At 72.4% G+C, this 18,247-nt stretch carries 21 protein-coding genes; 11 read left to right on the top strand and 10 right to left on the bottom strand.

What is annotated here, in order from left to right:
* Window positions 1-64 precede the first annotated feature (64 nt).
* Window positions 65-2,593, top strand: a complete 2,529-nt coding sequence (locus tag QP119_RS07470; protein WP_423777775.1) for a UvrD-helicase domain-containing protein — start codon at window positions 65-67, stop codon at window positions 2,591-2,593.
* Window positions 2,594-2,697: 104 nt separating this feature from the next.
* Here QP119_RS07470 and QP119_RS07465 read toward each other — a convergent pair whose 3' ends face one another.
* Complete coding sequence (locus QP119_RS07465) at window positions 2,698-3,405, bottom strand: M23 family metallopeptidase (RefSeq protein WP_284774932.1); 708 nt, start codon at window positions 3,403-3,405, stop codon at window positions 2,698-2,700.
* Window positions 3,406-3,696: 291 nt separating this feature from the next.
* Here QP119_RS07465 and QP119_RS07460 point away from each other — a divergent pair, with 291 nt between their 5' ends.
* From QP119_RS07460 to purH, 3 genes are read left to right on the top strand one after another with little or no spacing between them, the layout of a single operon-like run.
* Window positions 3,697-5,490 (top strand): DUF6350 family protein, encoded by a 1,794-nt coding sequence (locus tag QP119_RS07460; RefSeq protein ID WP_284774930.1) that lies wholly within the window; start codon window positions 3,697-3,699, stop codon window positions 5,488-5,490.
* A gap of 52 nt (window positions 5,491-5,542) precedes the next feature.
* On the top strand, window positions 5,543-6,121 hold the full coding sequence (gene purN, locus QP119_RS07455; RefSeq protein ID WP_284774928.1) for a phosphoribosylglycinamide formyltransferase: 579 nt from the start codon (window positions 5,543-5,545) through the stop codon (window positions 6,119-6,121).
* Window positions 6,122-6,174: 53 nt separating this feature from the next.
* Complete coding sequence (gene purH / locus QP119_RS07450) at window positions 6,175-7,752, top strand: bifunctional phosphoribosylaminoimidazolecarboxamide formyltransferase/IMP cyclohydrolase (protein WP_284774926.1); 1,578 nt, start codon at window positions 6,175-6,177, stop codon at window positions 7,750-7,752.
* A 17-nt stretch (window positions 7,753-7,769) separates the two neighbouring features.
* Here purH and QP119_RS07445 read toward each other — a convergent pair whose 3' ends face one another.
* The 6 genes from QP119_RS07445 to rpmB form a co-directional block, all read right to left on the bottom strand.
* Window positions 7,770-8,441: a TetR/AcrR family transcriptional regulator gene (locus tag QP119_RS07445; RefSeq protein ID WP_284774925.1), complete on the bottom strand. Its 672-nt coding sequence runs from the start codon at window positions 8,439-8,441 to the stop codon at window positions 7,770-7,772.
* Window positions 8,442-8,503: 62 nt separating this feature from the next.
* Window positions 8,504-9,457, bottom strand: coding sequence for a putative nucleotidyltransferase substrate binding domain-containing protein (locus QP119_RS07440; protein WP_284774924.1), 954 nt, complete (start codon window positions 9,455-9,457; stop codon window positions 8,504-8,506).
* 183 nt (window positions 9,458-9,640) lie between these two features.
* Window positions 9,641-9,889, bottom strand: a complete 249-nt coding sequence (rpsR, locus tag QP119_RS07435) for a 30S ribosomal protein S18 (RefSeq protein WP_284774923.1) — start codon at window positions 9,887-9,889, stop codon at window positions 9,641-9,643.
* A 19-nt stretch (window positions 9,890-9,908) separates the two neighbouring features.
* The gene (gene rpsN, locus QP119_RS07430) at window positions 9,909-10,214 is read right to left on the bottom strand and encodes a 30S ribosomal protein S14 (RefSeq protein WP_075663478.1); all 306 of its coding nucleotides are present in this window, start codon (window positions 10,212-10,214) and stop codon (window positions 9,909-9,911) included.
* A 3-nt stretch (window positions 10,215-10,217) separates the two neighbouring features.
* On the bottom strand, window positions 10,218-10,382 hold the full coding sequence (gene rpmG / locus QP119_RS07425; protein WP_075663479.1) for a 50S ribosomal protein L33: 165 nt from the start codon (window positions 10,380-10,382) through the stop codon (window positions 10,218-10,220).
* A gap of 3 nt (window positions 10,383-10,385) precedes the next feature.
* Window positions 10,386-10,622 (bottom strand): 50S ribosomal protein L28, encoded by a 237-nt coding sequence (gene rpmB, locus QP119_RS07420; protein ID WP_075663480.1) that lies wholly within the window; start codon window positions 10,620-10,622, stop codon window positions 10,386-10,388.
* A gap of 356 nt (window positions 10,623-10,978) precedes the next feature.
* On the opposite strand from rpmB, the gene QP119_RS07415 reads away from it, so the two are divergent.
* The 5 genes from QP119_RS07415 to QP119_RS07395 all read left to right on the top strand — a co-directional run bounded on the left by QP119_RS07415 (window position 10,979) and on the right by QP119_RS07395 (window position 14,033).
* Complete coding sequence (locus QP119_RS07415; protein ID WP_284774921.1) at window positions 10,979-11,254, top strand: type B 50S ribosomal protein L31; 276 nt, start codon at window positions 10,979-10,981, stop codon at window positions 11,252-11,254.
* 21 nt (window positions 11,255-11,275) lie between these two features.
* On the top strand, window positions 11,276-11,449 hold the full coding sequence (rpmF, locus tag QP119_RS07410; protein WP_075663482.1) for a 50S ribosomal protein L32: 174 nt from the start codon (window positions 11,276-11,278) through the stop codon (window positions 11,447-11,449).
* Window positions 11,450-11,683: 234 nt separating this feature from the next.
* Window positions 11,684-12,973, top strand: coding sequence for a S1C family serine protease (locus QP119_RS07405; RefSeq protein WP_284774919.1), 1,290 nt, complete (start codon window positions 11,684-11,686; stop codon window positions 12,971-12,973).
* A gap of 215 nt (window positions 12,974-13,188) precedes the next feature.
* Window positions 13,189-13,794, top strand: a complete 606-nt coding sequence (locus tag QP119_RS07400) for a MogA/MoaB family molybdenum cofactor biosynthesis protein (RefSeq protein ID WP_284775011.1) — start codon at window positions 13,189-13,191, stop codon at window positions 13,792-13,794.
* A complete protein-coding gene (locus QP119_RS07395; protein WP_284774917.1) occupies window positions 13,791-14,033 on the top strand; it encodes a hypothetical protein in 243 nt (80 codons plus the stop codon). Before QP119_RS07400 ends, QP119_RS07395 begins: the two co-directional genes overlap by 4 nt.
* On the opposite strand, the gene mscL is transcribed toward QP119_RS07395, so the two are convergent.
* From mscL to QP119_RS07380, 3 genes are read right to left on the bottom strand one after another with little or no spacing between them, the layout of a single operon-like run.
* A complete protein-coding gene (gene mscL, locus QP119_RS07390) occupies window positions 14,030-14,449 on the bottom strand; it encodes a large conductance mechanosensitive channel protein MscL (protein WP_284774915.1) in 420 nt (139 codons plus the stop codon). The genes QP119_RS07395 and mscL overlap by 4 nt on opposite strands.
* Window positions 14,450-14,507: 58 nt before the next feature.
* Window positions 14,508-15,194: an SAF domain-containing protein gene (locus tag QP119_RS07385; RefSeq protein WP_284774913.1), complete on the bottom strand. Its 687-nt coding sequence runs from the start codon at window positions 15,192-15,194 to the stop codon at window positions 14,508-14,510.
* A 53-nt stretch (window positions 15,195-15,247) separates the two neighbouring features.
* Window positions 15,248-15,862, bottom strand: a complete 615-nt coding sequence (locus QP119_RS07380) for a 5-formyltetrahydrofolate cyclo-ligase (RefSeq protein WP_284774912.1) — start codon at window positions 15,860-15,862, stop codon at window positions 15,248-15,250.
* A gap of 76 nt (window positions 15,863-15,938) precedes the next feature.
* Between QP119_RS07380 and QP119_RS07375 the strand changes: the two genes are divergently transcribed.
* Complete coding sequence (locus QP119_RS07375; RefSeq protein ID WP_284774911.1) at window positions 15,939-16,886, top strand: UTP--glucose-1-phosphate uridylyltransferase; 948 nt, start codon at window positions 15,939-15,941, stop codon at window positions 16,884-16,886.
* A 58-nt stretch (window positions 16,887-16,944) separates the two neighbouring features.
* Entirely contained in the window at window positions 16,945-18,243 is a 1,299-nt protein-coding gene (gene glp, locus QP119_RS07370; protein WP_284774910.1) for a gephyrin-like molybdotransferase Glp, read from the top strand.
* Window positions 18,244-18,247 lie beyond the last annotated feature (4 nt).

Raw genomic sequence — 18,247 nt, 5'->3', positions numbered from 1 at the left:
CCACGCCCGCAGGTGAGCGGCCCCTCCGGTCCCGCCCCGGCCACCGGGTAGGTTGGGATCCATCATGGACAACCCGCAGCCGCAGCAGCCCCGAGCCCACGCCGCCGACAACCCTTTCGCCCGCGCCCGCGGGCGCGCCGACGCCCCCGCGCCGACCCGCACGTCCGCGCCGACGCGCACGGACGCGACGTCGGCAAGCGGGGCGGACCTGGTCGAGGGGCTCAACCCCGCCCAGCGCGCCGCCGTGGAGCACGCCGGCGGGCCGCTGCTCATCGTGGCGGGCGCGGGCTCCGGCAAGACCGCCGTGCTCACCCGGCGCATCGCCTACCTGATGCGCGTGCGCGGGGTGAACCCCTGGCAGGTGCTGGCCATCACCTTCACCAACAAGGCGGCCGCCGAGATGCGCGAGCGCGTGGCCGACCTGGTCGGCCCCGTCGCCGAGCGGATGTGGGTGGCCACCTTCCACTCGGTGTGCGTGCGCATCCTGCGCGCCCAGGCGCAGCTGGTCGAGGGGCTGAACTCGAACTTCACCATCTACGACTCGGACGACTCTCGCCGGCTGTTGACCATGATCGCCAAGGACATGCGGCTGGACCTGAAGAAGTTCACCGCGCGCACCCTGGCCAACCAGATCTCGAACCTGAAGAACGAGCTGGTCGACCCCGCCCAGGCCATCGAGGACGCGGGCAACACCCGCAACCCCTTCGAGTCCACCGTCGCCGCCGTCTACGCCGAGTACCAGGCGCGCCTGCGCCGGGCCAACGCCGTCGACTTCGACGACCTGATCGGCGAGGTCGTGCGCGTCTTCCGCGAGCACCCCGAGGTCACCGAGTACTACCGGCGCCGCTTCCGCCACGTGCTCATCGACGAGTACCAGGACACCAACCACGCCCAGTACGAGCTCGTCTCCACCCTCGTCGGCCGCGGCGAGGACGCCGGCGAGCTGTGCGTGGTCGGCGACTCCGACCAGTCCATCTACGCCTTCCGCGGGGCGACCATCCGCAACATCGAGGAGTTCGAGCGCGACTTCCCGCAGGCCGAGACGATCCTGCTCGAGCAGAACTACCGCTCCACGCAGACGATCCTGGACGCGGCGAACTCCGTGATCTCGCGCAACGAGCACCGCCGCGAGAAGAAGCTGTGGACCGCGCTCGGCGAGGGCGAGCGGATCACCGGCTACGTCGCCGACAACGAGCACGACGAGGCGCGCTACATCGCCGCCGAGATCGACTCGCTGGCCGAGCGCGGCACCGCCTACTCCGACATCGCCGTGATGTACCGGACCAACAACGCCTCGCGCGCGCTCGAGGACATCTTCATCCGCTCCGGCATCCCCTACAAGGTCGTCGGCGGCACCCGGTTCTACGAGCGTCGCGAGATCCGCGACCTCGTGGCCTACCTGCGCGTGCTGGACAACCCGGACGACACGGTCAGCCTGCGGCGCATCGTCAACACCCCCAAGCGCGGCGTGGGCGACCGGGCGCAGTCCTTCGTCGCCCTGCACGCCGAGAACGCCGGGATCTCCTTCGGCGAGGCGCTGCGCGACGCCGCCGAGGGCAAGATCTCCATGCTCGGCTCGCGCGGGCGCAACGCCATCGGCCGCTTCGTCGAGCTGATGGACGGCCTGCGCGCCGAGGCCGAGCAGCTGGTCGACCCGGACACCGGGCTGCCGGCCATCGGCGACCTGGTCGCCCGCATCCTCGACGCCACCGGATACAAGGCGGAGCTGGAGGCCTCCAACGACCCGCAGGACGGCGCGCGCCTGGACAACCTCAACGAGCTGGTCTCCGTGGCCCGCGAGTTCTCCTCCCAGGCCGCCAACGAGGCCGCCTACCAGGCCATGGACGGCTCGGCCGCCCCGGAGCTCGAGGAGGACGAGCCCACCCCGGGCAGCCTGCAGGCCTTCCTCGAGCGGGTCTCCCTGGTCGCCGACGCCGACCAGATCCCCGACGACGAGCAGGGCGTGGTCACTCTGATGACCCTGCACACCGCCAAGGGCCTGGAGTTCCCCGTGGTCTTCCTGACCGGCTGGGAGGACGGGCAGTTCCCGCACCTGCGCGCCCTGGGCGACCCGAAGGAGCTCGCCGAGGAGCGCCGCCTGGCCTACGTCGGCATCACCCGTGCCCGCCGCCGCCTCTACATCACCCGCGCGCTGGTGCGCAGCTCCTGGGGCAACCCGATGACTAACCCGTCGAGCCGATTCCTCGGCGAGATCCCCGACGAGCTGATCGACTGGGTGCGCGAGGAGCCCTCCGGCGGCTGGACCGAGCCGTCCTGGGGTTCCTCGGGGCTCGGCTACTACGGCGGTTCGCGCTCCGGTGCCGGAGGCCCGGGCCCGCGGTCCGGGTCGGGCGCCGGCTCCGGATCGGGCTCGGGCGGGCGCGCGCGGCGCAACCGCGAGCGCCAGCAGTCGATGAAGAACAACCACCTCACCCTGGCGGTGGGCGACCGGGTCAACCACGCCAAGTACGGGCTGGGCACGGTCACCGCGGCCGACGGCAGCGGTCCGCGCGCGACGGTGACCATCGACTTCGGCTCGGCCGGCACGGTGCGCCTGATGCTCATCGGCGGCGTGCCGATGGAGAAGCTGTAGGCAGAGGGGGCGGGGCCGGGGATCGGCCCCCAGATACGAGAAGGCCCCCGTCCCGAAAAGGGGCGGGGGAGAGGCCGGGAGCGGGGCCCGGCGGTGAGACCTGCTTAGAGCGTGATGCCGCGCTCGGCGAGCCAGGGCAGCGGGTCGATCGGGCCGCCGCCGGCGGGGTGCACCTCGAAGTGGAGGTGGGAGCCGGTGGAGAAGCCCTCGGAGCCCATGCCGGCGATCTTGGTGCCGGCGGTGACCTGCTGGCCGACGGTCACGTCGATGGTGGACATGTGGCCGTAGACGGTGATGGTGCCGTCCTCGTGCTTGATGCGCACCCAGTTGCCGAAGCCGGAGGCCGGGCCCGCGTCGATGACGACGCCGTCCATGGCGGCCACGATCGGGGTGCCCAGGGCGTTGGCGATGTCCACGCCGTTGTGGACGGTGCCCCAGCGCGCGCCGAAGCCGGAGGTGAAGGAGCCCACGGCGGGCTTGATGATCTGCGGCATGCGCGCGGCGGCGTCGGCGGCCATGCGCTCGTCGTTGAAGGCGACGGCCTTGCCCAGCTGGTCCTGGATGTCGGAGGCCGGCTTGAACTCGGAGATGTTGAGGATCTGCGGGGCAGCCTCGGCGGCGGTCGCGTCGTCGATGGTGGCCGCGTCGGCGGCCAGCTCATAGGAGTGCGCGTCCTGCTCGGCCGGGTTCTGCATCGTCGCGGCGGCCGCACCGCCGATGCCGGCGGTGGAGACCGTGCCGGCGGTGGCGGCGACGAGCGCGATACGACCCTTGGTCGTCTGGGCCGAGGTGATCTTGCGGTGCCTACCCAACGTTCCTACTTCCGTCTCACGTTCTTTCCGACTGCAGGCCTGGGATGTATCACATTCCGTGACCGCGTCGTGACCTTCTCGTTATCTACGCCGGATAACAATAGCGTCTCGATTTGAGGGGGGCAAGCCCGCTCGGGGGCGTGTGCGGAGAAGACCTATCGCACGCACTCCGGGGAATGTTACAGGACGGTGACCGGAACTGTCCCGGACCACCGGAGAAGCCGTGGTGAACGCCTCGCGCGGGCGCGCGCCGCCGCCACGGGGGCGCCCGGGCGTGGCACAGTAAAGGAGATGAACCGTCAGTCCAACCGCACGCCGCGCACCGCCGCCGGCCCCTGGGGTGCCCGGGGCGGCCCCGACGTGCGCGCCACAGCCCGTTCCGGCCGCACCGGCCGGGGTCGCCAGCGGCCCCGGCGCCGTCCGCGCACCCAACCCGTGCAGGAGGGGCGCCCGCCGCGCTCGGCGGAACGGGTGGGCACGCGTGCCGACGTCGCGACGGACACCGCCCGCACCGTCAGCGAGCGCTCCTGGCGCCTGCCGGTGCGCCTGCGTCGCAAGCTGCCGACGGCGATCCTGCCGCACATCGTGGCGGTGCTGCTGATCGTCGTGATCGCCGCGGTCACCCTGCTGGTGACCTCGACGCCGCTCTCGGCCCTGCCGGCGAGCGTGGGCAGCGCCTGGCTGGTGCTCAACGCCGCGCCGATCTCGCTTGACGGGGTGGCCCTCGGCGTGGTGCCGCTGGTGCCGGCGATCCTCTTCGCGTGGGTGATCTCGCGCAGGGTGCACCGCGCGGTGAAAGACCGCGTGAGCCTGGCGGACCTGGGCGTGCTCACCGCCGGGGTGGTCGGGCTGCCGCTCGGGCTCACCCTGATCGCGCTGTTCATGGTCTACGACGCCGCCTCCGTCTACCCGGTCGACCTGCCCCCGGTGGGCCACGCCGTGCTCGCCACGTTGCTCGTCCACCTCGGCGCTCTGGTCACCGGCATGCGCGCCCGCCTGTGGCGGGCGCTGGCGCACCGCTTCGGCTCCCCGGACTGGCTTGTCGACGCCGCGCGCACCGCGGCGAAGTTCCTCGGCCTCACCGCGGGCGCGGGGCTCGTGGCCTGGCTGCTGGGCCTGGCCCTGCACGGCGGCGAGGTCGCCGAGATCTTCGCCTCCGCGCACGGCGTCGGCGAGGCGCTGCTGATCGTGCTGATCACCCTGCTGTACCTGCCCAACGCGGTCATCTCCGCCGGCGCGGTGCTGCTCGGCTCCGAGGTGCACGCGGGCGCGGCCTCGGTCTCGCTGTTCTCGGTGCACCTGGTGCCGCTGCCGCCGCTGCCGGTCTTCTCCGCGGTGCCCGCCGAGATGCCCGCCTGGGCGATGGTCTTCCTGCTGCTGCCGGCCCTGGCCGGTGCGTGGCTGGCCTACCGGCGTCTGCCCGACTGGCGTGAGGCGCTCGCCGGGGCCGCCTTCGCCGGGGTCTTCGCGTGGGCGGCCTGCTACCTCGCCGGCGGCGAGATGGGCGTCTACGGTCCCACGGGCCCGATGGCCTGGCTGGCAGGTCTGCTCGCCGCCGTGTGGCTCGGCGTGGTCGGGCTCGTGGCCGCGGGCCTGGCCGAGATCCGGCGCCGCCGCCTGGCCGACACGCTCTCCGCGGACGCCCTCGCCGCCGACGAGCGCGCGGCGCAGGATGAAGAGGACGGGGACGAGGACGCGGAGCCGGTCGACGGTGAGGTCGTCGACGAGGCCGATGACGACACCGACGCCGAGGCCGATGAGGTCGAGGACGTCGAGGCCGACACCAACGCGGACGACGCCGACCCGGACGGGGACCCCGAGGACACCGCCACCGACACCGACGCCGCCCCGCGCGGCGAGGCCGTCCCGGTCAGTGAGCTCCTCGACTCCGACGCCGACGCCGACGCCGACTCCGAAACCGGCGCCGACGCCGAGTCCACCCCGGACACCGCGCCCGCCGAACCCACCGAACCTGCCGAGCCCGATTTCGAGGGCTTCTACGAGGACTTCCAGGAGGACACTCCCGTCGACTCCGACGGCGCGGACGCGGGCGAGGACCCGCAGTCCCCGCAGCCGCGCGACTGAGCGCCTGACCCGGCCGGGGGAGGGGACAGGCCGACGCGCTAGGCTGTGAGCCGTGACATTCAGGGATCCGCTGAACATCGTCGTACTCGTCTCCGGAACCGGCACGCTGCTGCAGTCGCTGATCGACCACCAGGGCACCGCCTACCGGATCGTCCGCGTCGTCGCGGACAAGGACTGCCCCGCGCTTCAGCGCGCCGGGCGTGCGGGGATAGAGGCCCTGACCGTCCCGCTCGAGGGGGACCGGGACGCCTGGAACGGCCGGCTCGCAGACACCGTCGAGGCCGCCGCGCCCGACTACGTGGTCTCCGCCGGATTCATGAAGATCCTCGGTGCGCCCTTCCTCGACCGCTTCGGCGGGCGCACCGTCAACACCCACCCCGCGCTGCTGCCCTCCTTCCCGGGCGCCCACGCCGTGCGCGACGCGCTGGCCTACGGGGTGAAGGTGACCGGATCGACCGTGCACTTCGTCGACGCCGGTGTGGACACCGGCCCGATCATCGCCCAGAAGCCCGTCGAAGTCGTCGACGGGGAGGACGAGGCCGAGCTGCACGAGCGCATCAAGAAGGTCGAGCGCCGCCTCATCGTCTCCGTCCTCGAGGGCTTCCACCGCGCCGGGGCCAGCCCCGACTGACCCGCGTGAGCGAGACGACCCCCACCCGAACGACCCAAGGAAGTGTCTGCCCCATGACCGAAGACCGCAAGCCCATCAAGCGCGCACTGATCAGCGTCTACGAGAAGACCGGCCTGGAGGACCTCGCCCGCGGCTTGGCCGAGGCCGGCGTCGAGATCGTCTCGACCGGCTCGACCGCCGCCCGCATCGCCGACGCCGGTGTGGACGTCACCCGCGTCGAGGAGCTCACCGGCTTCCCCGAGTGCCTCGAGGGCCGCGTGAAGACCCTGCACCCGAAGGTGCACGCCGGCATCCTCGCCGACACCCGCAAGCCGGAGCACCTCGCCCAGCTCGAGGAGCTCGGCGTCGAGGCCTTCCAGCTCGTGGTGGTCAACCTCTACCCGTTCGCCGAGACCGTCGCCTCGGGCGCCGGCTTCGACGACTGCGTCGAGAAGATCGACATCGGAGGCCCGTCCATGGTGCGCGCCGCCGCGAAGAACCACCCGTCGGTGGCCGTGGTCGTCGATCCGGCCCGCTACGGCGACGCCGTCGAGGCCGCCAAGGCCGGCGGCTTCACCCTCGCCGAGCGCACGGAGCTGGCCGCCGCGGCCTTCCGCCACACCGCCGAGTACGACGTCGCCGTCGCCGGCTGGCTGTCCGAGCAGACCCGCGGCGAGGACCAGGCCTTCCCGGGCTGGCGCGGCCAGGCCCACGAGCTGGTCCGCGAGCTGCGCTACGGCGAGAACCCGCACCAGGCCGCCGCGCTCTACCGCGACCCGGCCGGCGGCGGGCTGGCCGGCGCGAAGCAGTACCACGGCAAGGAGATGAGCTACAACAACTACCAGGACGCCGACGCCGCGTGGCGCGCGGCCTGGGACCACGAGGACGCCTGCGTGGCGGTGATCAAGCACGCCAACCCGTGCGGCATCGCCATCTCGGACGTCTCCATCGCAGACGCCCACAAGAAGGCCCACGCCTGCGACCCGATGAGCGCCTACGGCGGAGTCATCGCCGCCAACCGCACGGTCACCCTCGAAATGGCCGAGCAGGTCAAGCCGGTCTTCACCGAGGTCATCGTCGCCCCCGGCTACGAGCCGGAGGCCCGCGAGCTGCTCGAGACCAAGAAGAACCTGCGCATCATCGAGGCCGAGGCGCCCGAGCGCGCCGGCTTCGAGGTCAAGCAGATCTCCGGCGGCGCGCTCGTCCAGGAGCGCGACATCCTGCACGCCGACGGCGACGACCCGGCCAACTGGACCCTGGCCGCAGGCGAGCCCGCCGACGAGGCGACCCTGAAGGACCTCGCCTTCGCCTGGCACGCCGTGCGCGCGGTGAAGTCCAACGCCATCCTGCTGGCCCACGACGGTGCGACCGTCGGCGCCGGCATGGGCCAGGTCAACCGCGTCGACTCGGCCAAGCTTGCCGTCGAGCGCGCCAACACCCTCGGCGGCGAGGGCAACGAGCGCGCCCGCGGCTCCGTCGGCGCCTCGGACGCCTTCTTCCCGTTCGCGGACGGCTTCGAGGTGCTGGCCAACGCCGGTGTGAAGGCCGTCGTCCAGCCGGGCGGCTCGATCCGTGACGATGAGGTCATCGCCGCGGCCGAGAAGGCCGGCGTGACGATGTACCTGACCGGCGCGCGCCACTTCGCGCACTAGCGCGCCAGCCGCCGGCGCTAGTCGCCGGCGAACCCCTTCAGGAGGGCCACGGTGCGGGGACCGCGGCCCTCCGGCAGCTCGGTGTGCAGCACGTCGAGCGCCGCGTCGGCGAGTGTGACCGCGATCTGCGGCAGCTCGTCGGCCCCGGCGTCGGCGGCGGGGGTGCCCATGTTGTCGCGCATCTCGATCGCGCTCATCGCCAGGTGGAAGGGGAGCGTCAGGCGGGGGTCGTCCTCGCCGACCAGCTCGGCGGCCAGCGTCCGGAAGGACTCCGCCAGCTCCGCGCGCTGGGCGTGGTACTCGGCGAACTCCTCGGAGGCGGCCACGGGCAGCTGGTAGAGCCGCCCGACGTTCCACCGGGTGACCAGAAGCAGCCGCGCCTCGGCGGCCACCATCGCCCACAGCCGCAGCGGCGCGGGCTCGTCGGTGGCGGCCAGCTGCTCGGCCAGCTTCACCGAGGGCTCGATCGTGGACTTCAAGAGTGTCAGGAAGATCTCGGTCTTCGACGGGAAGTGGTAGTACAGCGAGGCCTGCCGGATGCCGACGGCGTCGGCGATCTGGTGGGTGGAGGTGGTGGCGAAGCCCTGGCGGGTGAACAGCTCACTGGCCGCGTCGAGGATCTCCTCGCGCGCCGTCGCTCCCCGGCGCCGCGGGCTCTGCTTGCGGGGGCGTCCCACCTGTCCTGCCACGCTCTTCTACCTCCTGATCGTCTTTTCGGCCGTCGTCCATGCTACCCACCCGGGCGGCGGGGTCACGCCGGCGCCGCGGGGTCGCCCGCCGGGTCGCCGGCCTCGACCTCCACGCGGGCGGCCACGGCGTCGATGACGGTCGCCAGCCCGCGCGCGGAGGCGCCGTAGGCGCTGCGCTGCACCGCGGAGAGGTCCTCGGCGGGCACCGGGCGGGTGCTCACGCGCTCGTCCCAGCGACGCAGCCGGATGCGCACGCCCGTGCGCCACGCCAGCTCGAGCTCCTCGGCCTCGGCGGGGGAGAGCACGCCACGGTCGGCGGCCACGGCCAGCCGACCCGAGGTCGTCATCGAGGGTGTGCCCGCGCTGTTGGCGGCCCAGCGGGCCACAGCGGCCACCGGCTCGACCAGGTCCCGCTCCACGTCCACGGTCACCGAGCGGTCCGGCAGTCCGTCGCGCACGCGCAGGCCCACCGGGCGGGCGGCCTCGAAGCAGGCCGCCAGCGGCGCCCAGGAGCGCTCGTCGAGCGTCTCACCCTCCGCGAGGGCGGAGTCGGCGGCGTCGGCCACCGTGGCCATGTCCGCCTGCTCCAGCGCGGCCTCGAGACGGGCGGCACGCTCGGCCTCCGTCACTGGCTCCCCGCCGGCCTCGGCCGGCACCTCGGCGTCGGCGAAGAGCGCCACCACGCGCCCCACCGCTTCCTTCGCGCCCGCGCCGGCCGACGCGGCGTCGTCAAGCACGGCGGCGAAGCGCAGCGGGCTGTCGGGCAGCACCTCACGGCGCGCGAGCGCGCCCAGCGGAACCAGCCGCACGCCGCCGGCGATCTCAGCCACGGCGGGGGAGGCCAGCACCGCCGCGAGCACCCGTGAGTACCAGTGCACCAGCTCGGACTCGTCGTCGGAGTGGGCCAGGGCGTTGCGCAGAAGCTCGTGGGACTCGGCGAGGACGCCGCGGGCCTGGGCGGCCGATCGGCAGTCGGGCGCGGCCTCCTCGAGGGCCCGCAGGGAAGCGTGCAGCATGAGTGTCTCTCTCACCATCCTGAAGAGGCGGTTTCGGTACCCCACGGAGCCTAGACGAAAAACCGCCCGCCCGGTTCCTCGTGGGAAACCGGGCGGGCGGTCATGGCCGTCACCGACGCGGGGTGAAACCAGCGGGATCAGGCCGCTGTTGCGTCCTAAGCGTCAGACGTCCTCAGTGCTGGTTTAGCGGCTGGTGAACGGCAGGAGCGCCATCTCGCGCGCGTTCTTCACGGCGGCGGCGACCTCGCGCTGCTGCTTCGGGGTCAGGCCCGTGACGCGGCGCGAACGGATCTTGTGACGGTCGGAGATGAACTGACGAAGAGTCGTCGTGTCCTTGTAGTCGACCTTCTCGATGCCCGCTGCCTTGAGCGGGTTCTTCTTGTTGCGGCGGCTGTGCTCGATGCGGCCGCGCTTGGCGTTGTTACGCTTCATGCTTTCTCAGAACTCCCTCTCACCAGCTCGACTTACGGACACCGGGCAGCTCGCCACGGTGGGCCATGTTGCGCATGCGGACACGCGACAGACCGAAGCGGCGGAGGTAGCCGCGCGGACGGCCGTCGTGGGAGTCGCGGTTGCGCACGCGCACCGGGGAGGCGTCACGCGGCTGGCGGTTCAGTTCGAACTGTGCCTCGAGACGGTCCTCGTCGGGGGTGTTCGGGTTCTTGATGATCTTCTTGAGCTCGGCGCGGCGCTCCGCGTAGCGGGCGACGATTTCCTTGCGCTGCTCGTTCTTGGCGATCTTGGACTTCTTGGCCATGAATTATCGCTCCTCGCGGAACTCGACGTGCTTGCGGACGACCGGGTCGTACTTCTTGATCGTGATGCGATCCGGGTTGTTGCGCTTGTTCTTCCGGGTCACGTAGGTGTAACCGGTGCCCGCGGTCGACTTCAGCTTGATGATCGGGCGGATGTCGTTGCGTGCCATTGGTTAAATCTTCTCCCCACGTGCTCGGATCTTCGCGACAACGGACTCGATGCCGTCGCGGTCGATGATCTTCAGGCCCTTGGTGGAAACGTTCAGGGTGATGGTCCGGCCCTCGGAGGGCAGGTAGAACCGCCGGCGCTGGACGTTGGGGTTCCAACGGCGCGAGGTGCGGCGGTGCGAGTGCGAGACTTGCTTGCCGAACTGCGGCTTGCGTCCCGTGACCTGGCAAATAGCCGACATGGTTGGGTCTTTCTCCTAGCCGCCCACGTCCGCTCCACGGCTGCGCCACGCCGGCCGGGGGCATCGAGAGGCGGCTCGATACGTGGTCGGGGCGCTGCCGTCGCCAGCGTACGGGGCGTAGACGATTATTTTCGACAACAGCAAGGGGACAGCATACACGGGCCCCGCCGCTGGACATAATCCCCGGTCGCAGGGTGTCTACGCCCCTGGCCGGGGCGATTTCGCCCGCGGCGCCCCCACGTGTACAGTGTCAGAGGTTCATCGAAGCCCAACTCAGGCACGATCCGTCCGGGCCGCGTGCAAGCGGTCCCGACCGGCGGAGACGACCTGAAGTTTCAACCCTGAGGGAATCGTATATGAAGAAGGACATCCACCCCGACTACCACATGGTGGTCTTCCGAGACGCGGGCACCGGTCACCAGTTCCTGACCCGCTCTACCGTCACCTCCGACCGCACCGTTGAGTGGGAGGACGGCAACGAGTACCCGCTCATCGTCGCCGACGTGACCGCTGAGTCCCACCCGTTCTGGACCGGTGCGCAGCGTCTCATGGACACCGCCGGCCGCGTCGAGAAGTTCCAGAAGCGTTTCGGCGGCATGGCCCGCCGCAAGAAGCGCACCACCAACAAGTAATAAAGAGGAGGGAAAGAGACCATGGCAACCCCGAAGTTCAGGAAGTCCCGCGCGAACACTCACATGCGTCGTTCGCAGTGGAAGGCCAACAACACCGCCCTCCAGGAGGTCCGCATCGACGGCCAGACGGTGCGCATCCCGCGCCGTCTGGTCAAGGCCGCCCAGCTCGGCCTCGTCGACGTCGAGGAGTTCTAGCTCCCCGCGTCACCGGACGCTTTCCGACGCCGCGCGCGCCTGACGACGCCGCGCCCGTCACCGCCGGCCCCGCCTGACGGCGTGGGCCGGTTTTTCACTGTCCGCTCCCTTTTGTTTGAGGTTGTTTCCTCAGGTGGCCCGCGACCGTCCCACGGCGTCCTCCGGGCGAACCGCTGGCCGGGTTCGGGACCCGCTCGCAGCGAACATACAGGCGGATGGGCCACAATGGTCGCCATGGAAAACTTCAATCCCCAGGATTCCCGTTACCCTTCCGCGCCGCAGCAGGGCAACGGACCGACGGCCGGGTGGGGCTCGCCGGAGCAGACGCAGGAGACCACGGCGCAGTTCCCCTCGGGGCAGGGGCCCGCTGAGGGCCTTTCGCAGGGCCGGCCGCAGGCCGGTCACGAGCGGGCCCGACGCGTCGTCGGCGCCGGCGCGGCCACGACGATGTGCCTGGTCGCCGCGCTCGTCGGCGGCGGCGTGACCGGCGTCGTCGTCTCGCAGACCTCCGGCCAGCAGCAGACCGCCGTGAGCGCCCTGGACAAGGAGCCCACCTCCGCCGACTCCGGCACCGGCTCCGGCGAGGGCCAGGGCGGCACCACCGGCGAGACCACCGGTGTCGAGCGCGTCGCAGACGCCGTGCTGCCCTCGGTGGTCTCCATCCAGGTCGCCACCGCCCGCGGGGGCGGCGAGGGTTCCGGCTCGATCATCTCCTCCGACGGCCTGGTGCTCACCAACGCCCACGTCGCCGCACCCGCCGCCGAGCCGGGCGCCCAGATGCAGGTCACGCTCAACGACGGTCAGACGCACCCGGCCGAGCTCGTCGCCGCGGACACCGCCACGGACATCGCGGTGGTCAAGATCCAGGGCGTCGACGGGCTGCCGGTGATGGAGTTCGGCGACTCCAGCCAGCTCAAGGTCGGCCAGCCCGTCGTCGCCGTCGGCTCCCCGCTGGGACTGTCCTCGACGGTGACCTCCGGCATCGTCTCCGCGCTCAACCGGCCGGTCCGCGCCTCCGCCGAGGGCGGCGAGTCCACCCTCATCGACGCCGTGCAGACCGACGCGGCGATCAACCCCGGCAACTCCGGCGGCCCGCTGGTCGACATGGACGGCCGGCTGATCGGCATGAACTCCGTGATCGCCTCGCTGTCCGCCGGCGGCTCCAGCGAGCAGTCCGGCTCCATCGGCCTGGGCTTCGCCATCCCCTCGAACTTCGCGCAGCGCGTGGCCAAGCAGCTGGTGGACACCGGTGAGGCCGAGCAGCCGATGCTCGGCCTGCAGGTCCGCGCGGACGACCGCGTCCAGGGCGCCGTGGTGGCCGCCGTGCCCGACGGCCCGGCCAAGGACGCCGGCATCGAGGAGGGCGACATCATCACCCAGGTCAACGACCGCCACGTCGACTCGGCGGACGCGCTCATCGCCGCGGTGCGCACCCACGACTTCGGCGAGACGGTCACCCTTCAGGTCCGCTCCGCCGACGAGCGCGAGACGCACCCGGTCGAGGTCACCCTCACCAGCGAGTAGCGCGGGCGCACTGCGCGGAAGTGCTGAGCGGAAGTGCTGACAGCGCAGGCGAGATGCATTAGTCTGCGAAAAGACATCGAGGTCCCCGGACCGCGCCCGCGGCGGGCCGGGGTAGGACAGGACACGAGATGACGGACGGGCCCGAGACGGAGGCGGACGTGGCCGAGAACTTCGACCCGGTGGACGCGGTCGACCCGATCGACGAGGTCGACGAGATGGACCGGCACTTCACGGCCGCGCACGGCGACCTTGCGGACCTGGGCGACCCGGATCCGGACTACCTGCTGGCCACCGAGCGCGAGCAGCCGGTGCACGCGCAGCGCAACGCGCTCGCGGTGATCGTCAGCGACCACCGCACCGAGGAGGTCGACGGCACCGGCTACCTGCTCACCGAGCTGCTCACCGAGGCCGGCTTCGCCGTCGACGGCGTGCTGCGCGTGGCCTCGAGCAAGTCGCAGATCCGGCAGGCCATCGAGACCGCCGTGGTCGGCGGCGTGGACCTGGTGGTCACCGTCGGCGGCACCGGGGTCAGCCCGCGCGACAAGACCCCCGAGGCCACCCGCGCCGTGCTCGACCAGGTGGTGCCGGGGGTCTCGCAGGCGCTGCGCTCCTCGGCGCTGCGCGGCGGGGCCATCGACGCCTGCACCTCGCGCGGCACCGCCGGCGTGTCGGGCCAGACCGTGGTGGTCAACCTCGCCGACTCCCGGGCCGCCGTCCGCGACGGCCTGGCCACGATCCCGCCGCTGGTGCACCACCTCATCGACGAGCTGCAGCGGGCGAGCATGGGCGACGTCGCGCCGCGCGACGAGGCGCACCGGTGACCGGGCGCAGGCGGCGCGCGCGACGTCAGCGCCGCGCGGTGCGCCGGCCCTCCACGGCGGAGAACATCGACCGGAGCGCAGACACGCCCCGCCACGGCTTCGGGCCGGGCGGGGCGTGGGATGAGTCAGCGGGGGACGCGGACGCCGCACGCGAGGTCCTGCTGGACCCCGAGGCGGACGACGAGCCGCACGGGCTCGAGTTCTTCCTCGAGCAGCGGCCCCCGCACTACGGCGGTTAGTTGACGCCGGTGCCGCGCTGCTCCTTGAGCAGGTCGCGGATCTCGGAGAGCAGGTTGGCCTCGATGGAGGCCTCCTGGCCCTCTTCCTCCGCGACGCCCTTGCGGCGCGCCTGGAGCTCGTTGAGCTTGTTCATCGGGGCGATCAGGATGAAGTAGACCACCGCGGCGATGATCAGGAAGTTGATCGCGGCGGTGATCACGGCACCGAAGTCCAGGAAGGTGGCCTCGTTGCCGGGGATGATGCTGAAGCCCAGGCCGGAGACGTCCGGGCCGCCGCCGATGGAGGCGATCAGCGGGTTGATGATGTGCTCCGAGAACGCGGTGACGATGGCCGTGAACGCGGTGCCGATGACGACGGCGACCGCGAGCTCGATGACGTTGCCGCGCAGGATGAAGTCGCGGAATCCCTTGAGCATTAATGCCCTCCACAAATCGGGTGTCTGATTTTGCCTACCGGATCCTAGTGCACGGAACCTAGCCCGCGGAGGGAGCGTCATCCGGGCAAGGGGAGGGGGCGTCGCCCCGGCCGGCTCGTTCGCCGGTGAGCACCACGGTCAAGGGCCGCTCGAGTGCCGCCGAGGCGACCGCCGCGGCCTCCTCCGGCGGCAGGGCCACCAGCAGGGCCCCGGGCTCCTCGTCCTCGCCGCCGGTGAGCACCACCCGCGCCCCGCGGGCGATCTCGCGGGGGCCGTGCTCCTCTTCCTCCGCGGTCAGCACCGAGACCTCGTCGCCGTGGCGCAGCAGCCCGGCCACGCCCGGGTCCGCCAGGGCCAGCGGCACGAGGTGGCGCGGGCCACCGCCGAAGGAGGCCACGCCCGCCGGGCCGAGCAACTTGACCTCGGTGGCGGTCTCCCCGGCGCCGAGGGTGGTCACGGTGATCTCGCCGGCGGCCTCCTCGAGACCCTCCCGGCCGGTCAGCGCGCCCTCGGGCACCAGGTGCGGGGGAGTGGCGCGCAGCTCGAGGTCGCCCTCGGTGATTGTGGTGCCGGCCGGCACCCGGTGGGTGAAGACGACGACCTCGACGTCGGCCTCGCCGCCGCGGGCGAGGTGGGCGACGAGCGCGAATAAAACCAGCGTCGCCGCGGCGACGCGGCGCAGCAGCACGGTGCGCCGCCAGCCGGGGGTGCCCAGCGCGCGCAGGGCCGGGGGAAGGGGTCTCATACCCGGTTAGACCCGCGCACCCGCCCGCGCGGTTCCGTCACCGCCCCGCCGGCTCAGTGCGTGCGGAAGGTGCCCCGGTCCGTGACCACCACGTCGACGGCGGCGTCGTGCTCCTCGACGGGCACCTCGCGCACGTCCTCGTCGTAGACGATCGCGATCGTGCGCGGGCGCCGGCGGCCCTCCCGGGCGGCCAGCTCGTCGAGCTCGGCGAGCGTGCGGTCGTAGTAGCCGCCGCCCTGGCCCAGGCGCCGCCCGGAGCGGTCGACGGCCAGCGCCGGCACGATCACGGCGGCGCAGTCGAGCAGCGCGGCGGTGTCCCGGTACGGCCCGGGCGGCTCCTGGGTGCCCAGCGGACCGGGGGTCATGCGCGCCCGGCCGCGGAAGACGCCCCAGCTCAACCGCCCGTTCTTCCCGGAGACGGGGAGCACGACGCGCTCGGCCTCGCCCTGCAGGACGTCGACAAGCATGCGCCCGCCGGGCTCGGAGCCCACGGGGAAGTAGGCCGCCACGGCGGCCGGCGGGCGGTCCATCGCGCGCAGCTCGGCGGCGAGGTGGGCCAGCAGCGCGGCGTCGAGGTCGCTGCGGCGCTCCGGGCCGATCTCCCCACGCGCGGCGCGGATGCGTCGGCGCAGCTCACGTTTCTCGGCGTGCAGCGGGTTGTCCGTCATGGACTCCAAGTTAGTCGTGCCACCTGCCGCTGTGTCGCCGTCCCACCCGGGCCTGCGGTGGGTAGGCTGAAAGATTATGACTAGACCCATCGCGCAGCATCCCCATGCGGTCAAGACGGTCGTCGTACCGGCCGCGGGGCTGGGGACGAGGTTCCTGCCGGCCACCAAGACGGTGCCCAAGGAGCTGCTCCCCGTCGTCGACACCCCCGGCATCGAGCTGATCGCCGACGAGGCCGCCGCCCTCGGGGCCTCCCGTCTGGCCGTGATCACCGCACCGGGCAAGGCCGGGGTGCTCGCGCACTTCGACGCCGCCCCGGAGCTCGAGGAGGTCCTCGAGGCGCGCGGCAAGACCGAGCAGCTGGACAAGGTCCGCCACTCCTCGCACATCATCGAGGCCTGCCCCGTCACCCAGGACAAGCCGCTGGGCCTCGGCCACGCCGTCGGCCTGGCCGAGTCGGTGCTCGACGAGGACGAGGACGTCGTCGCCGTCATGCTCCCCGACGACCTGGTGCTGCCGGTCGGCGTGATGGAGGAGATGGCGAAGGTGCGCCGCGAGCTCGGCGGCTCCGTGCTCTGCGCGGTGTGCGTGCCGGACGACGAGGTCTCCAACTACGGAGTCTTCGACGTCGCCGAGGTCGACGGCCGCGAGGACGTGCGCCGCGTGGTCGGCATGGTGGAGAAGCCCGCCCGCGAGGACGCCCCCTCCAACCTGGTGGCCACCGGCCGCTACCTGCTCGACCGCGACATCTTCGACGCGCTGCACCGCATCACCCCGGGCAAGGGCGGCGAGCTGCAGCTGACCGACGCCATCGAGCTGCTCATCTCCGAGGGCCACCCGGTGCACGTCGTCGTGCACCGCGGCCACCGCCACGACCTGGGCAACCCGGGCGGCTACATCCGTGCCTGCGTCGACTACGGGCTCTCGCACCCGACCTACGGGCCGGGCCTGCGCCGGGCGATCGACCAGATCCTCGCCGCGCACGACGCCGCGGCGGCCGGGGCCGCCGACCGCGCGGGGGACTAGACTCCGCAAGCGACAGCGCGCCCCCCGCCACGGGGTCGCGCGGAAGGAGGAACGCGCCGTGCGATCCGTCGAGGAACAGCTGGAACTGGTCACCGACGCCGCGCTGACGCCGGAGCCGGTGCGCGTGTCGATCGTCGACTCCCTCGGGCTGATGTGCGCCGAGGAGGTCCAGGCGACCCACGAGCTGCCCGGCTTCGCCCAGGCCGCCGTGGACGGGTACGCCGTGCGCGCCGTCGACGTCGGCGGTGAGCGCGCCCTGTCCGGCCGTTCGCGCCCGACCCGCGAGCACGGCGAGGAGACCGGCCCGTCCCGCCTGACCCCGCTCGAGCAGTCGCTGCCCGTGGTCGGCGAGGTCGCCGCCGGCTCCCAGCAGCCCCTGCGCCTGCAGCCGCGCCAGGCCGTGCGCGTGCACACCGGTGCCGCGCTGCCCGCGCTTGCCGACGCCGTGCTGCCCCTCGCGTGGTCGGACCGTGGCCGTCGGCGCGTGGTCGCCGCCCGCGCCGTGCGCTCCGGCGACTTCGTGCGCCGCCCCGGCGACGACATCGGGCGTGGCGACGTCGCGGTGACCTCCGGTGCCGTACTGGGCCCCGCCCAGGTGGGCCTTCTGGCCGCCGCCGGGCGGGCCAACGTGCTCGTCTACCCGCGGCCCAGGCTCTCCGTGATCTCGGTGGGCGCCGAGCTCGTCGACGTCAACCGCGAGCCCGGCCTCGGCCAAATCTACGACGTCGCCGGCTACGCGCTGGCCGCCGCGGCCAAGGAGGCCGGGGCGGACGTGCACCGCGTCGGCATCGCCGCCGGCGAGCCGCGCCGCCTGCGCGAGATCATCGAGTCGCAGCTGATGCGCTCGGAGATCCTCGTGATCACCGGCGCCGTCGGCGGCAGCGGGGCGCTGCGCGTCCAGGAGGTGCTGCGCGAGTTCGGCGACGTGGACACCACGCGCGTGGCCATGCACCCCGGTTCCGTGCAGGGCTTCGGCCTACTCGGCGACGAGCGCACCCCGGTCTTCCTGACCCCCTCCAACCCGGTCAGCTCCCTGGTCATCTTCGAGGTGCTCGCCCGCCCGCTCATCCGCCTCTCGCTGGGCAAGCGCAACGCGAAGCGGCGCATCGTGCGCGCCCGCGCCCTCGGCCAGGTCGCTTCGCGCCCGGGGCGCACCGGCTTCATCCGTGCGCGCCTCATGCGCGACGCCCACACCGGCGACTACCTGGTGGAAGGCCTCGGCGGGGCCACCGGCGCCCCGGCGCACCTGCTGGCCGGCCTCGCCCAGGCCAACGCCATGATCCGGGTGCCGGCCGACGCCGCGGAGATCCGCCCCGGCGACGTCGTCGACGTCATCTTCCTCTCCCAGGCGGGCTGACCGC

This window comes from Corynebacterium frankenforstense (assembly GCF_030211955.1).
Taxonomy (GTDB): domain Bacteria; phylum Actinomycetota; class Actinomycetes; order Mycobacteriales; family Mycobacteriaceae; genus Corynebacterium; species Corynebacterium frankenforstense_A.
This window is presented reverse-complemented; position numbering and strand designations above follow the sequence as displayed.

Bases quoted from the DNA above. Each gene is read 5' to 3' on its own strand.
- QP119_RS07400 (WP_284775011.1), top strand. From the start codon at position 13,189: ATGGACCGGCACTTCACGGCCGCGCACGGCGACCTTGCGGACCTGGGC.
- QP119_RS07460 (WP_284774930.1), top strand. From the start codon at position 3,697: ATGAACCGTCAGTCCAACCGCACGCCGCGCACCGCCGCCGGCCCCTGG.
- rpsN (WP_075663478.1), bottom strand. From the start codon at position 10,214: ATGGCCAAGAAGTCCAAGATCGCCAAGAACGAGCAGCGCAAGGAAATC.
- QP119_RS07375 (WP_284774911.1), top strand. From the start codon at position 15,939: ATGACTAGACCCATCGCGCAGCATCCCCATGCGGTCAAGACGGTCGTC.
- rpmF (WP_075663482.1), top strand. From the start codon at position 11,276: ATGGCAACCCCGAAGTTCAGGAAGTCCCGCGCGAACACTCACATGCGT.
- QP119_RS07470 (WP_423777775.1), top strand. From the start codon at position 65: ATGGACAACCCGCAGCCGCAGCAGCCCCGAGCCCACGCCGCCGACAAC.
- QP119_RS07440 (WP_284774924.1), bottom strand. From the start codon at position 9,457: ATGCTGCACGCTTCCCTGCGGGCCCTCGAGGAGGCCGCGCCCGACTGC.
- rpsR (WP_284774923.1), bottom strand. From the start codon at position 9,889: ATGAAGCGTAACAACGCCAAGCGCGGCCGCATCGAGCACAGCCGCCGC.
- QP119_RS07385 (WP_284774913.1), bottom strand. From the start codon at position 15,194: ATGAGACCCCTTCCCCCGGCCCTGCGCGCGCTGGGCACCCCCGGCTGG.
- rpmG (WP_075663479.1), bottom strand. From the start codon at position 10,382: ATGGCACGCAACGACATCCGCCCGATCATCAAGCTGAAGTCGACCGCG.
- QP119_RS07380 (WP_284774912.1), bottom strand. From the start codon at position 15,862: ATGACGGACAACCCGCTGCACGCCGAGAAACGTGAGCTGCGCCGACGC.
- purH (WP_284774926.1), top strand. From the start codon at position 6,175: ATGACCGAAGACCGCAAGCCCATCAAGCGCGCACTGATCAGCGTCTAC.
- rpmB (WP_075663480.1), bottom strand. From the start codon at position 10,622: ATGTCGGCTATTTGCCAGGTCACGGGACGCAAGCCGCAGTTCGGCAAG.
- QP119_RS07415 (WP_284774921.1), top strand. From the start codon at position 10,979: ATGAAGAAGGACATCCACCCCGACTACCACATGGTGGTCTTCCGAGAC.
- QP119_RS07405 (WP_284774919.1), top strand. From the start codon at position 11,684: ATGGAAAACTTCAATCCCCAGGATTCCCGTTACCCTTCCGCGCCGCAG.
- mscL (WP_284774915.1), bottom strand. From the start codon at position 14,449: ATGCTCAAGGGATTCCGCGACTTCATCCTGCGCGGCAACGTCATCGAG.